Below are 13,540 nucleotides of genomic sequence, written 5' to 3' on the forward strand. Positions count from 1 at the left end.
TTATTAATAGTGACATTTACCACATTCTAAACCTCCCATTTGAGCAGCAGTTAACTGAGATACTCCGTATTTTTTAGAAAGTTCTTCATGGATTTTTTTGTAGTAAGCATTATCTTCAACTTTCACATTTGTTTCTCTGTGACAGTTGATACACCATCCCATTGTTAATGGAGCATGTTGTTTCATGATTTCCATTTCTTCAACTGGACCGTGACAAGTTTGACACTCAACTCCTGCAACAGTTACGTGTTGAGAGTGATTGAAATAAACGTGATCTGGTAAATTATGAATTCTAACCCATTTAACTGGTTTAGTTTTTCCTGTATATTTTTGTAACGATTTGTCCCATCCAACCGCATCATATAATTTAGCAATTTCACCATCGTAAAATGCTTTAGAATACTCTTCAGTTGCAGTAGTTTCGGCTACCTCACTAATGTTTTTGTGACAGTTCATACACACATTTAACGAAGGAATATTAGAATGCTTACCAACTCTTGCAGCAGAGTGACAGTATTTACAGTCAATTCCGTTTTCACCAGCATGAATTCTGTGCGAATAGTGAATTGGCTGCACTGGCTCATATCCTTGGTCAACACCAATTTGCATCATCCATCCGTATGCAAAATAAGCAGAAACCAACAATAACAAGATTGCAGAAACTAATACTAAGAATTGATTTTTAGCATAAGCTTTAAAGATATTCATTATTGAACGATCTTTTTGAGCCACTTCTAACCCTTTAGCACCAGCGATTTTAGTCAACATATTGTTCACTAAGAACAACATAACAACTAACATCATCATTACTAACGAAAGCACTCCTAATATTACATTATTAGAAACACCAGAATCAGCAGTTGCCTCACCCGCTACAGGAGCACCAGGCACAACTGCAGGAGCAGCAGGAGCTGGCTCAGAAGTATAAGCTAAAATATTGTCAATATCTTCATTTGACAATTGTGGAAATGCAGTCATTGGAACTTTGTTGTTCTCTTCAAAAACTTTTACAGCTTGCGCATCTCCTGACTTGATTAATTCTCCACTATTCTTAATCCATTTGTACAACCATTCTTTGTCGTATTTAGCAGCAACGTCACGAAGCGCAGGCCCCGTAGCTTTACCATCTAATTTATGACATGCGGCACAATTGGCATTAAATAATTCTTTACCCTTTGCTGCATCCTGAGAGAACGCAGATAAAGAAGTCACTAGCACGAATGCTAAACTGAAGAAAATCTTTGAAAACGATTTATGGTTACCCACCTTTTTCATATTTAAAATGATTATCGACTTAATTTGGTACACTTTTAGATATACCTTATCTATAAAAACACGTTATTATTTCAAAACTCCGACAAAAATACAATATTCGAACTATTATTAAAACCTTAATTTTGTCTTAAAATGTAATTTATATTTGTTCTAAATAATTTTCAACCTTCCAGATATCATCTTAAATTGTATTTTTGTATTAAAATCATTTGTATATGAAAAACTTATCAAAACATAACTTATTGTACTTCTTTATTCTATCTTCATTATTCTGTTTATCATCAAGGGCTCAGGACGGAAAAACAAATGTTTCTGTAGACCCAAAAATTGACCAATTGTTAAAAGAAAAAAGAAAACTAAATACCGGTTTATTTTTAAATGAAGCCTATAAAATTCAAATTTTTTATGGCAACAGCGAAGAATCGAAAAAGAAATTACAAGAGTTTAAAAGAGAATTTAAAGACTTAGATGGTACAATAATTTTTAACAGTCCTAACTATAAAGTATGGATCGGAAACTTCAAAACAAGAATAGAAGTAGAACGCGCAATGGTAGATATTAAGAAAAAATACCCTACTGCATTAATCATCAAACCAACAAATTAAAAATAGATAAAAACAAAAAAGCCATTCAAATGAATGGCTTTTTTTATTGCTTATAATTGAATTATTTCAATTTTTTCTTCACTTCAACTTCGTGGAATCCTTCAATTAAATCGTACTCACGAATATCGTTGTAATTTTTAATCTGCATACCACAATCATATCCTTTAGAAACTTCTTTAACATCGTCTTTAAAACGTTTTAAAGTAGCTAACTCACCAGTGTAAATTACAACTCCTTCTCTAATTAAACGTATTTTAGAGTTTCTGAATACTTTACCATCGGTAACCATACATCCAGCAATTGTTCCAACTTTAGAAACTTTGAAAATTTCTCTAATTTCTGCTGTACCAGTAATTTCTTCTTTCATCTCTGGAGACAACATGCCTTCCATTGCATCTTTTAAGTCATCAATTGCATCGTAAATAATTGAATAGTTACGGATATCGATTTCTTCTTTTTCTGCTAATTGTTTTGCGTTTCCTTGAGGACGAACGTTAAATCCGATAATAATAGCATCAGAAGCAGAAGCTAACAATACGTCAGATTCAGTAATTGCTCCAACTCCTTTATGAATAATGTTGATTTGAATTTCTTCGGTAGATAATTTAGAGAATGAATCCGATAATGCTTCAACAGAACCATCAACGTCTCCTTTAAGGATAATATTCAATTCTTTAAATTGTCCTAATGCAATACGACGACCGATTTCGGCAAGCGTAATGTGTTTTTGCGTACGAACCGATTGCTCACGTTGTAATTGTGTACGTTTAGATGCAATCTGTTTTGCTTCTCTTTCGTCTTCGTAAACATTAAATTTATCACCCGCTGTTGGCGCACCATCTAAACCTAATACTGATACTGGAGTTGATGGACCTGCTTCTTTGATTTGATGTCCTCTTTCGTCAAACATGGCTCTAATTTTACCATGATTTTTTCCAGCTAACACATAATCTCCAATGCGAAGTGTTCCTGCTTGTACTAAAATAGTAGAAACATATCCTTTTCCTTTATCTAACTGAGCTTCAACAACTGTTCCAAGCGCAGGTTTTTTTGGATTTGCAGTAAGTTCTAAAACTTCTGCTTCCAATAATACTTTTTCTAATAATTCTGAAACTCCTGTACCTTGTTTAGCAGAAATATCGTGTGATTGGTATTTACCACCCCAATCTTCAACTAATAAATTCATTCCCGCTAATTGCTCTTTAATTTTTTCTGGATTAGCCGCTGGCTTATCTACCTTATTAATAGCAAAAATCATTGGAACACCAGCCGCTTGTGCGTGACTGATTGCTTCTTTTGTTTGTGGCATGATATCATCATCCGCAGCAATTACGATAATAGCGATATCTGTAACTTGAGCTCCACGCGCACGCATCGCGGTAAACGCCTCGTGACCTGGTGTATCTAAGAATGTGATTTTTTCGCCATTTTCTAAAATTACTCCGTAAGCTCCGATATGTTGTGTAATTCCTCCTGATTCACCCGCAATAACGTTTGCTTTACGAATGTAATCTAATAATGAGGTTTTACCGTGGTCAACGTGACCCATTACAGTAACAATTGGTGCTCTGTGTACTAAATCTTCTGGATTATCTTGAATAACTTCTGCAGCTTCTTCAATATCAGTTGTAATGAATTCAACTTCAAAACCGAACTCATCTGCAACGATAGACAATGTTTCAGCATCTAAACGTTGGTTCATCGTAACCATGATTCCAAGCGACATACATGTTCCGATTACTTTTGTAATAGGCACATCCATTAAAGATGCAATTTCACCTACAGTAACAAATTCTGTTACTTTTAATGTTTTGCTTCCTTCTTCTTGTGCTTGTAATTCATCATCAACACGTTGACGGTGAGAATCTCTTTTATCTCTACGGTATTTTGCTGATTTCGATTTATTACCTTTCCCTTGTAATCTTTCAAGAGTTTCTTTAATTTGGTTTTTAACGTCTTCTTCAGAAGGCTCTACCTTTTGAATAATTGGTTTTTTACCTTTATTAAATCCACCTCCAGCTGCTCCACCTTTAACAAACTCTTTCTTAGGTCCGCCCGCGTTATTGTTTGCTCCAGGAGCTCCAGGTCCGCCAGGTTTAATAATACGTTTACGTTTGTTTTTATTGTTATTATTAGCAGCATTTGCCCCACCAGCATTTGGTGCTTGAGGAGTTCCTGGCTTTTTAATATCTTTTTTAGGATCTTCTTTTTTCTTTTTAGGTTTTTCAAATTGAGATAAATCAATTTTTTGACCTGTAAAAGTAGCTCCTGATAATTTTTGGTATTGTGTTTCGAATTTTACTTCTCCTGTTTCGTCAGTAGTTGGTTCGGTTTTTTCCTCTGCTTCTTTAGCTGGTTTAACCATTTCTACTTTTTTAGTCACAGGCGCTTCTTCCTTAGCTTCAGGCGTAACCAATTCTGGAGTTTTCTCCACAACAGGTTTTTCTTCAGCAACAACAGGCTTTTGCTCTGTTTTAACAACAGGTTTTTCTTCAGAAACTGGCTTTTCAGACTTAACTTCTTGTTTTTTAGGATCTAAATCGATTTTACCAACTGCTTTTGGAGCAGTTAAGACTGCTTTAGCTTTGATAATCTCTTGTCTTTGACGCTCTTCTTCCTGCAAACGCTTTGCTTCTTGTTCTTTTTCCAGTTCGCGTTTTAGCGCCTCCTTCTCTTTTCTTTTTTCTTCACTCACTTCAAGAGAGGCAACCTTATTCCCTTTGTCAGCAGAAAATTGACCGCATAAGACTTTGTATTCCTCTTGTGATATTTTAGCATTTGGACTTGACTCAATTTCATGACCCTTTTCTTTAAGAAAATCCACAGCTCTATCAAGAGAAATATTTAACTCCCTTAAAATTTTGTTTATTCTTATTACTCTTTCTTCAGACATATAACCTTTTTAAAATTCTTTGTATTGTTGTGTTGTTTGGTTAAAGAATTATCCTTCTAATTCTTCTTTTAATATATTCATTACATCTAAAATAGTTTCCTCTTCAAGATCAGTTCTTCTCACCAAGTCAGCAACATCTTGATTTAATACGCTTCTAGCTGTATCTAAACCGATTTTTTCAAATTCTTCAATCACCCACGCTTCGATTTCATCAGAGAACTCTCTTAATTCTACGTCATCTTCTTCTTGAGCAATGCCTTCTCTTATAACATCAATTTCGTAACCTGTTAGTAAACTAGCCAATTTAATGTTATTTCCACCTCTACCAATAGCTTTAGAAACTTCTTCAATTTTTAAGAATACTTCAGCCGTTTTAGCTTCTTCGTTAATTTTAACAGTTGAAACTTTCGCAGGACTCAAGGCTCTTGTAATATATAACTGAGCGTTAGCTGTATAATTAATTACGTCGATATTTTCGTTACCTAATTCACGAACAATTCCATGAATACGAGAACCTTTCATACCTACACAAGCTCCAACAGGATCAATTCTATCATCATAAGAATCTACCGCTACTTTTGCTTTTTCACCTGGAATACGAACTACTTTTTTGATTGTAATTAAACCATCAAATACTTCAGGAATTTCTTGTTCGAATAATTTCTCAAGGAATTCTGGAGCAGTTCTTGACATGATGATTTGTGGTTTATTACCTTTCAATTCAACATTCTCAATCACACCTCTTACATTATCTCCTTTTTTGAAATAATCATTTGGAATTTGTTTTTCTTTTGGTAAAACAATTTCGTTTCCTTCATCATCCATCAAAATTACAGCTTTTGGACGAACATGATGCACTTCCGCTGTATAAATATCACCAATTAAATCTTTAAACTGTTTGTAAAGATTTGTATTATCGTGTTCATGAATCTTAGAAATCAAGTTTTGACGTAATGCCAAAATAGCTCTTCTTCCTAATTGAATTAATTTTACTTCTTCAGAAACGTCTTCACCTACTTCAAAATCAGGCTCAATTCTTCTTGCTTCTGACAAAGAAATCTCAGAATTTTCATCTTCTACTTCACCATCTTCAACTACTACACGATTTCTCCAAATCTCCATATCTCCTTTATCAGGATTAATGATAATGTCGAAATTATCATCTGAACCATATTTCTTTTTCAATGCATTTCTAAACACATCTTCTAAAATTGCCATTAGTGTAACTCTATCGATGAGTTTGTCGTCTTTAAATTCTGAAAACGATTCGATTAATGCAATATTCTCCATGTCAACTCTTTATTTTAAAATGATATTATAACAATTGCTTCTTTTATATTCTCGTAAGGAATTTCTAGTTTTTTATCTACTGTTTCTTTCCCTTTACCAATCTTTTTAGGCTCGCGTGCCTGCCACTCTAAGGTTATTTTTTCATCATCAGCCATTGTTAATTTAGCTTCAATTTCTTCAGATGAAGTAGTTTTAACTTTTAGAGTTCTGCCAATATTTTTCTTGTATTGTCTTACTAATTTTAACGGACTTGAAACACCTGCCGAAGCCACTTCTAATGAAAAATCTTGCTCCTCCCTGTCTAAATTGTTCTCAACTGCTCTACTTATGTCGATACAATCTTGCAAATTTACACCTGAATCACCATCTAAAATTACACTAATTTTATTAGCTTCATTGATAGATAAATCAATCAAAAAAAGATGCTCGCGCTCCACCAATGCTGCATCCAATACCTCTTGAACTTTACTTTTAAATGTCATATTTTTATAAAAAGAGGCACGCTGTGCGTGCCTCATAATCCTTTGTCCTTTAATAACGTTGCAAATATACAAATTTTTTTGAATTAAAAAAACATTGTCTGTTTGGATATTTTTTGTACTTTTATAGTGTAATTCATTTTACACCATTAAAATAACCTAAAACAAACTTATGAAACGAATTTTAGTACCAACCGATTTTTCAAAACACGCCGAATACGCATTAAAAGTAGCCGCTCAAATCGCCAAAAAGAATGACGGTGAGATTTTTTTACTACACATGTTAGAATTACCAACAACTGGAAATGACGCTGTTTCAAGAGCTCACGACATACCAGAACTAATGTTTTTCAAAAACGCAGCTGTAGCTAAATTAGACGAATTAATGGACGCCGATTATTTAGACGGAGTTAAAATTTCAAGAATTATTCAATTTGAAATGGCTTTCGAAGGCATCATTAAAAACGGAGAAGCTCACAATGCTGATTTAATAGTTATGGGATCTCATGGCGCTAATGGCTTCCAAGAAATGTTTATTGGTTCTAACACAGAAAAAGTAGTAAGAAACTCAAACGTCCCTGTATTAGTTATTAAACGCGAAGAAGACACCTTCAATGCTTCTAAATTTGTATTTGCTTCTGATTTTTCAGACGAAATCAAAAAACCATTTGAAAAAGTAGTTGAATTTGTTAACAAATTTGGTTCTCACCTTTATTTAGCAAACATCAATACTCCAAACAACTTTAAGTCTACTAAAGTAGCTCAAAAACAAATGGACGAGTTTATTGCAAACTTTAAAATTGACAACTATTCTACTCACATTTACAATGATGTAAACGTAGAAAAAGGAATCTTACATTTTGCAAAAAGCATCGATGCAGATATTATCGGAATGAGCACACACGGAAGAAAAGGTTTATCTCACTTCTTCAATGGAAGCATTAGTGAAGATTTAGTAAACCATGCCAAAAGACCAGTTATTACATTTAAAATCTAATTTTTGAGATTTTTACCAATAAAAAAAGACCACAATTGTGGTCTTTTTTTATGTTAACTTATGATGAATTAGCGACTTACAAAAATAAAAAAACTCCACTTATTTCTAAGTGGAGTTCTGTTGGCCCACAAGGACTCGAACCTTGAATGACGGTACCAAAAACCGGAGTGTTACCATTACACCATGGGCCAATACCTAACAACCTTTTCGATTGCGAGTGCAAATGTAATGCATATTTTTTATTCTGCAAATTTTTCTAAAAAAAATATTAAAAAAATTATTAAACCGAAATCGTAAACAAAAAAATAGTTTCTTTGTAGGAGAATATAGAAAAATCAAAATACAAATGAATTCATTCAACTTTAAAAAGTGGAACACTATTTTAGGATGGTCTACTTTTATGGTAGCATTAATTACTTATTCATTAACCGTAGAGCCTACCATGAGTTTTTGGGATTGTGGTGAGTATATCGCAACATCAGCAAACTTAGAAGTAGGTCATCCACCAGGAGCACCATTGTTTCAAATGCTAGGCGCTTTCTTCGCTATGTTTGCCATTAGTCCAGACAAAATAGCTTTGATGGTAAACTACCTTTCTGTTTTTTCGAGTGCTTTTACAGTTCTTTTCATGTTTTGGTCTTTGACAATATTGTTAAAAAAATTAATTATTGGTGAAAAAGAACTTTCTACAAACAACGCTATCATGATTTTAGGTAGTGCTGCAGTTGCAAGTTTATCATTCACTTTTACCGATAGTTTTTGGTATAATGCAGTAGAAGCCGAAGTTTATGCAATGGCAACTTTTCTAATTGCATTATTATTTTGGTTAGGATTACGTTGGGAACAAGAACTTAACAGACCAAGAGGTAACAAATGGTTACTTATTATTTCATTAGTTATTGGACTTTCATTTGGTGTTCACTTTATGGCTTTATTAGCTTTTCCAGCAATTGGATTTCTATATTTCTTTAAAAAGTACCACAATGTAACTGTAAAAAGTTTCTTAATCGCTAATGTGGTTATTATCGCTATTTTACTTTTCATTTTTAAACTTTTACTTCCTTACACATTAGCTTTCTTTGGTAAAACGGAAATTTTCATGGTAAATAGCCTCGGAATGCCTTTTAACTCGGGAACTATTTTTGCTTTTATTTTAATTGTGGCTGCTTTTTATTTTGGATTAAATTATACCAAGAAAAAAGGACATGTTTTTTATAATACATTAATCTTGTCTACTCTTTTCATCTTGATTGGGTTTTCAACTTGGATGATGTTACCAATTAGAGCTAATGCCAACACTCCAATTAACGAAAACAAACCTTCAGATGCGGCAGAGGTTTTAGCGTACTACAATCGTGAGCAATATGGAGAACAAAAATTATTTTACGGACCTCAATTTTCCGACACGTATTCAGGTTTAGATCCTGTTACGCCTTATTTAGACGATAAACCTAACTATGAGCGAGATTACAAAACAAAAAAATATGTAATTACTAATGATTATATCAACGCTAAACAAAATACAGATGATGCTCATAAGGCATTGTTACCAAGAATGTGGAGCAATGAACACAGAGAAAATTACATGATTTTTACTGAACCATTAGAGTTTAGAATTAATCCTGAATATGCTCACGAAGACGAATTGGTTCAAATTGTAACGCAATTTAGAAAAGCACACGCTGCTGGAGAAATTGACGAAGCCGATTATGATAAATTCTTAAAAGGATATGGTGAATATTTAATTGTAGACAAACCTACTTTCTTCAACAACATGAAGTTTATGATTCAATATCAATTTGGATATATGTATGTTCGTTATCTACTTTGGAATTTTGTAGGAAGACAAAGTGATGTTCAAGGTAAATATGACAACACTAATGGAAATTGGCTTAGTGGAATTAGTTTTATTGACGAAATCTTCATTGGAACTCAAAAAAATCTTCCGTCAGACATGCAAAATAACAAAGGAAGAAACACCTATTTCTTTATCCCTTTTATTTTAGCAATACTTGGAATGGTTTTTCATGCAAAAAGAGACATTAAGAGTTTCTATGTTTTACTTGTTTTATTCTTATTTACTGGATTAGCATTAAAAATATACCTAAACGAAAGACCTTTTGAACCAAGAGAAAGAGATTACGCGTTAGTAGGTTCGTTCTATGTATTTGCCATGTGGATTGGGTATGGAATTTATGCTATTTTCGATACTTTGAAAAAATACATTCAACCAAAAGTAGCAATTCCGGTAGTTTTAGCAACTTCATTATTAGCTTCTCCAGTAGTTTTAGCAGCTCAAAACTGGGATGATCACGATCGTTCTAATAAAGACACTGCTTATACTATGGCCAAAGCATACTTAGATTCATGTGAACCAAATGCTATTTTATTTACCATTGGCGATAACGACACGTTCCCATTGTGGTACATGCAAGAAATTGAAGGTTATAGAACCGATATTCGAATCGTAAATACAAGTTTGTTCATGACCGATTGGTACATTGACCAAATGAAAATGAAAACGCATAATTCTGAACCAATTCCAAGTTCTTTCAACAGAGAGCAATACAAAGGAAGTAATAGAGATTATAGTTTATTCGTGGAAAGAACGAAAGAACCTTTATTATTAGACGAAATGCTTAAATTCATTGCATTAGACGATGAAAGAGCCAAAATTGAATTGAATAATGGTCGTAAAATTAATTACTTCCCATCTAAAAAAGTAATTTATCCTATTGATAAAGCAGCGGTTATAAAAAACAAAGCTGTTTCAGAAAAATTCTATGATTCAATTGTTCCAGCTATCGAATTTGAAATTAAAGATGAAGCGCTTTACAAAAACCGTTTAATGATGCTTGACATCATAAATCAAAACAACTGGAAACGCCCTGTTTATTTCACAGGTGGAAGTTTTGGTGAAGACGATTACATTTGGATGAAAGATTATCTGCAATTAGACGGAATGTGCTTTAAATTAGTTCCAATTAAAACGCCTGCAGAATCTCCAAGTCCAATGAAAATGGGACAAATTGATGCTGATAAAATGTACAATATTGTGATGAAATGGGATTGGGGAAATAGTGGTAAATCAATTATCTATCACGATCCTGAAACACGTAAAAACAGTATTAGCTACAGAACTAATTTAGCTCGATTAATGGAAGCTTTAATCATGGAAGGTAAAATGAATAAAGCAGAAAAAGTTATTGATTTGGCAATGGAAAAAATGCCTGTTCAATATTTTGAGTATTATTCAATGCTTGAGCCTTTTGCGATTGGTTATTACGAAGTAGGTAAAAAAGAAAAAGCTAGAGCTATTATTTCTGAAGTCATTAAAAAATACCAAGAAAATTTAACGTTCTATAACAGCTGGAAACCTAGTGAACAAAACTTTGGCGCTATGGATATTGTAAGTGACATTGAATATTACAGAAGCTTACTTCAAGTTGCAGAATCTGCTGGGGATATAGAATTCTATAACAAAGAAAAAGTGAAGTTCAATAATTTCAACAAAATGTTTGAACGTTTTGGAAGAAAAATGGAATAACTAATTTTCAAAATATAAAATGTTCCAAGTGAAAGAAATTTCGTTTGGAACATTTTTTTTATACTAATTTTACAAGATGAACTTCAATTGGGTAAAAACAAATAAATGGATTAAAAAGGTTTTCAATAATCTGGTTTGGGATATTCCAAATTCGGATAAAAAAATCTATTTAACTTTTGATGATGGCCCAATTCCAGAAGTAACCGAATGGGTTTTAGATCTTTTAAAATCGAAAGAAATTAAAGCGACTTTCTTTTGTATCGGTGATAACATCCAAAAACATCCAGAAGTTTATAAAAGAATTCTGTCTGAAGGTCATCAAACAGGAAACCACACTTTTAATCATTTAAACGGTTGGAAAACCGAAACTAATCATTATATCGATAATTTCAAGTTGTGCGAAACTGAAATCTTGAAACTGAACGCTGAACACTCGTTTTTATTTCGTCCTCCTTACGGAAAAATTAAACCAAGTCAATCAAAAGCAATTCGACAATTTGGTTACAAAATAATTATGTGGGATGTTTTGAGTTATGATTTTGACTCAACCATTTCAGCAGAAAAATGTTTAGAAAACGCAATTTCAAATACAGAACAAGGAAGCATTATCGTATTTCACGATAGCCTGAAAGCAGAAAAAAACATGAAATATGCATTACCAAAAGCAATACAAATTTTAAAAGATAAGGGGTTTGTTTTTGATGTAATTTCTTAGGCTTGTTCTTGCACTAAAGAAATTAAAGTGTTTGCATCAAGTTCGCCGCTTTGTCTCCATACCATTTGACCTTCTTTATAAATCATTAAAGTAGGCAAACCTTTAATACGAAGCGCTTCAGCTAATTCCTGATTTTTATCCACATCAATTTTAATTACACGTGCTTTATCTCCTAAAGCAGCCGCAACATGACGAATTACTTCATTCATAGCTACTGAAGGTTCATTCCACTCTGTAAAAAAATCGATAAGTACAGGTACTTGAGCATCGATAAGTTCTCCAAATTTTGACATAAATTGAATTTATTAGTATCAAAAAAATAATTTTCACACGAAAATAATATACAAATGTAGCATTTTTACTGAATTACGCTACATTTTCTCCTTTTTTTAGTTCAATAACCGTTATTTCGGGCATAATTCCTACTCTACCAGGATAAGCATGGAAGCCAAAACCCCGATTTACATAAATATATCTTCCCGCATTTTCATACAATCCAGCCCACTGTTTGTAAACATATTGCACTGGACTCCATTTTACCCAACCCGGGATTTCTATCCCAAATTGGAACCCATGTGTATGACCCGAAAGTGTCAAGTGATAATGATTGTCATCGTGCTGAATTTTCTCATCCCAATGACTTGGATCGTGACTCAGTACAATTTTAAAATCTTCTTTCGTTAATCCTTGAGAAGCTAAATTCAAATCACCACGTTCACCAAATTTTCTTCCCCAGTTTTCAACACCTACAATAGCTAATTCTTGATTGTCTTTTTTGATTTTCACATGTTCATTCAACAACAATTTGAAATCAATTTTATCATGAATCGCTTTTATTCCTTCAAAATTAGCTTGTTTTTCAGCTTGAGATTTCCAATCTAAATATTCGCCATAATCATGATTTCCTAAAATAGAAAACTTTCCAAATTTAGGATTATGAATTCCTTTGAAAGTATCAATCCAAGGATCCATTTCGGTAGCATGTGTGTTTACAATATCACCTGTAAACAAAACCATATCCGAATTTTGCTCATTAATTAAATCAATTGCATATTGAATTTTCTCTGCATCATCAAAACTTCCACTGTGAACATCCGAAATATGAGTAATCGTAGTTCCATCAAAAGCATCTGGTAAATCAGGAAAAAACAAGGTTTGTTTGATTACTTTATAATTGTATTTTCCAATGGTAATTCCATATAAAAATGAAGCAAACGGAATAGCAGCTATTCCTAACGCGATTTGACTCACAAAACGTCTTCTTTCAGGTAAAAATCCTTCAGAACCACTTTTTGTTATCACACCAAATAATCCAGCAAAAAAGCGAATAATGTCTTCTCCAAATAATATGATGGTCAATAATAATTTCGGCACATAAAGTAGTAACAACAACCCAAAAGTCAACATGGTTTTTGGAGTTTGCCCTACACTTCTATCAAAATGATACAATTGGTAAACAATATAAAATAAAGCGATTGCAGATGTTACATAGTAGAAAACAAAAAACCACTTCGATTTTATCAAAGTCTTAAATGCCTGAAAAGCATAGATTTCCAGAATGACAACAAATACTAAAAAAACAATCCAACGAATCATTAGCTCTTTTTTTTGCAAAGTAACTACAACTTTGTCAATTCAATACGCATTTATTAAAATTTTAACGAATGATACTAAAATGTAGAAAAGTTAAGAATAGAAATAAAAAACAATTATAAAACTTTATTTTATAGTAGTATAAT

The 13,540-nt window shown here is 32.9% G+C and carries 10 protein-coding genes and 1 tRNA gene; 4 read left to right on the plus strand and 7 right to left on the minus strand.

What is annotated here, in order from left to right; translation table 11 throughout:
* Positions 1–3: 3 nt before the first annotated feature.
* Positions 4–1,275, minus strand: a complete 1,272-nt coding sequence (locus AAEO58_RS01155; RefSeq protein ID WP_341681239.1) for a c-type cytochrome — start codon at positions 1,273–1,275, stop codon at positions 4–6.
* 215 nt (positions 1,276–1,490) lie between these two features.
* Here AAEO58_RS01155 and AAEO58_RS01160 point away from each other — a divergent pair, with 215 nt between their 5' ends.
* On the plus strand, positions 1,491–1,880 hold the full coding sequence (locus AAEO58_RS01160) for an SPOR domain-containing protein (protein WP_341681241.1): 390 nt from the start codon (positions 1,491–1,493) through the stop codon (positions 1,878–1,880).
* A gap of 61 nt (positions 1,881–1,941) precedes the next feature.
* Here the strand turns inward: AAEO58_RS01160 and infB are convergent, their stop codons facing one another.
* The 3 genes from infB to rimP are packed head-to-tail and all read right to left on the minus strand — an operon-like array spanning position 1,942 to position 6,545.
* The gene (gene infB / locus AAEO58_RS01165; protein WP_341681244.1) at positions 1,942–4,773 is read right to left on the minus strand and encodes a translation initiation factor IF-2; all 2,832 of its coding nucleotides are present in this window, start codon (positions 4,771–4,773) and stop codon (positions 1,942–1,944) included.
* Between the two features lie 48 nt (positions 4,774–4,821).
* The gene (gene nusA, locus AAEO58_RS01170) at positions 4,822–6,063 is read right to left on the minus strand and encodes a transcription termination factor NusA (RefSeq protein WP_133608444.1); all 1,242 of its coding nucleotides are present in this window, start codon (positions 6,061–6,063) and stop codon (positions 4,822–4,824) included.
* A 14-nt stretch (positions 6,064–6,077) separates the two neighbouring features.
* Entirely contained in the window at positions 6,078–6,545 is a 468-nt protein-coding gene (gene rimP, locus AAEO58_RS01175; protein ID WP_341681246.1) for a ribosome assembly cofactor RimP, read from the minus strand.
* 169 nt (positions 6,546–6,714) lie between these two features.
* On the opposite strand from rimP, the gene AAEO58_RS01180 reads away from it, so the two are divergent.
* The gene (locus tag AAEO58_RS01180) at positions 6,715–7,539 is read left to right on the plus strand and encodes a universal stress protein (protein ID WP_133608446.1); all 825 of its coding nucleotides are present in this window, start codon (positions 6,715–6,717) and stop codon (positions 7,537–7,539) included.
* Between the two features lie 120 nt (positions 7,540–7,659).
* Here AAEO58_RS01180 and AAEO58_RS01185 read toward each other — a convergent pair.
* Positions 7,660–7,730: transfer RNA gene (locus tag AAEO58_RS01185), tRNA-Gln, on the minus strand.
* Positions 7,731–7,885: 155 nt separating this feature from the next.
* Here AAEO58_RS01185 and AAEO58_RS01190 point away from each other — a divergent pair.
* Together AAEO58_RS01190 and AAEO58_RS01195 are read left to right on the plus strand one after the other, a co-directional pair.
* Positions 7,886–11,086: a glycosyltransferase family 117 protein gene (locus tag AAEO58_RS01190; RefSeq protein ID WP_341681249.1), complete on the plus strand. Its 3,201-nt coding sequence runs from the start codon at positions 7,886–7,888 to the stop codon at positions 11,084–11,086.
* Between the two features lie 76 nt (positions 11,087–11,162).
* Positions 11,163–11,801 carry a polysaccharide deacetylase family protein gene (locus AAEO58_RS01195; RefSeq protein ID WP_341681251.1) on the plus strand — a complete coding sequence of 213 codons (639 nt, stop codon included), beginning with the start codon at positions 11,163–11,165 and terminating at the stop codon, positions 11,799–11,801.
* Here the strand turns inward: AAEO58_RS01195 and AAEO58_RS01200 are convergent.
* On the minus strand, positions 11,798–12,094 hold the full coding sequence (locus tag AAEO58_RS01200; protein ID WP_026724375.1) for a thioredoxin family protein: 297 nt from the start codon (positions 12,092–12,094) through the stop codon (positions 11,798–11,800). The two genes, AAEO58_RS01195 and AAEO58_RS01200, sit on opposite strands and share 4 nt — an antisense overlap.
* A gap of 73 nt (positions 12,095–12,167) precedes the next feature.
* On the minus strand, positions 12,168–13,397 hold the full coding sequence (locus AAEO58_RS01205; RefSeq protein ID WP_341681256.1) for a metallophosphoesterase: 1,230 nt from the start codon (positions 13,395–13,397) through the stop codon (positions 12,168–12,170).
* Between the last annotated feature and the right edge of the window lie 143 nt (positions 13,398–13,540).

Origin of the sequence: Flavobacterium helocola (genome assembly GCF_038289885.1) — a bacterium.
Classification (GTDB): Bacteria; Bacteroidota; Bacteroidia; order Flavobacteriales; family Flavobacteriaceae; genus Flavobacterium; species Flavobacterium cheniae.

What these genes read in the sequence shown, in the direction of transcription:
- AAEO58_RS01160 (WP_341681241.1), top strand. Translation starts at nt 1,491, where the DNA reads ATGAAAAACTTATCAAAACATAACTTATTGTACTTCTTTATTCTATCT.
- nusA (WP_133608444.1), bottom strand. Translation starts at nt 6,063, where the DNA reads ATGGAGAATATTGCATTAATCGAATCGTTTTCAGAATTTAAAGACGAC.
- AAEO58_RS01155 (WP_341681239.1), bottom strand. Translation starts at nt 1,275, where the DNA reads ATGAAAAAGGTGGGTAACCATAAATCGTTTTCAAAGATTTTCTTCAGT.
- AAEO58_RS01190 (WP_341681249.1), top strand. Translation starts at nt 7,886, where the DNA reads ATGAATTCATTCAACTTTAAAAAGTGGAACACTATTTTAGGATGGTCT.
- AAEO58_RS01195 (WP_341681251.1), top strand. Translation starts at nt 11,163, where the DNA reads ATGAACTTCAATTGGGTAAAAACAAATAAATGGATTAAAAAGGTTTTC.
- infB (WP_341681244.1), bottom strand. Translation starts at nt 4,773, where the DNA reads ATGTCTGAAGAAAGAGTAATAAGAATAAACAAAATTTTAAGGGAGTTA.
- AAEO58_RS01200 (WP_026724375.1), bottom strand. Translation starts at nt 12,094, where the DNA reads ATGTCAAAATTTGGAGAACTTATCGATGCTCAAGTACCTGTACTTATC.
- AAEO58_RS01205 (WP_341681256.1), bottom strand. Translation starts at nt 13,397, where the DNA reads ATGATTCGTTGGATTGTTTTTTTAGTATTTGTTGTCATTCTGGAAATC.
- AAEO58_RS01180 (WP_133608446.1), top strand. Translation starts at nt 6,715, where the DNA reads ATGAAACGAATTTTAGTACCAACCGATTTTTCAAAACACGCCGAATAC.
- rimP (WP_341681246.1), bottom strand. Translation starts at nt 6,545, where the DNA reads ATGACATTTAAAAGTAAAGTTCAAGAGGTATTGGATGCAGCATTGGTG.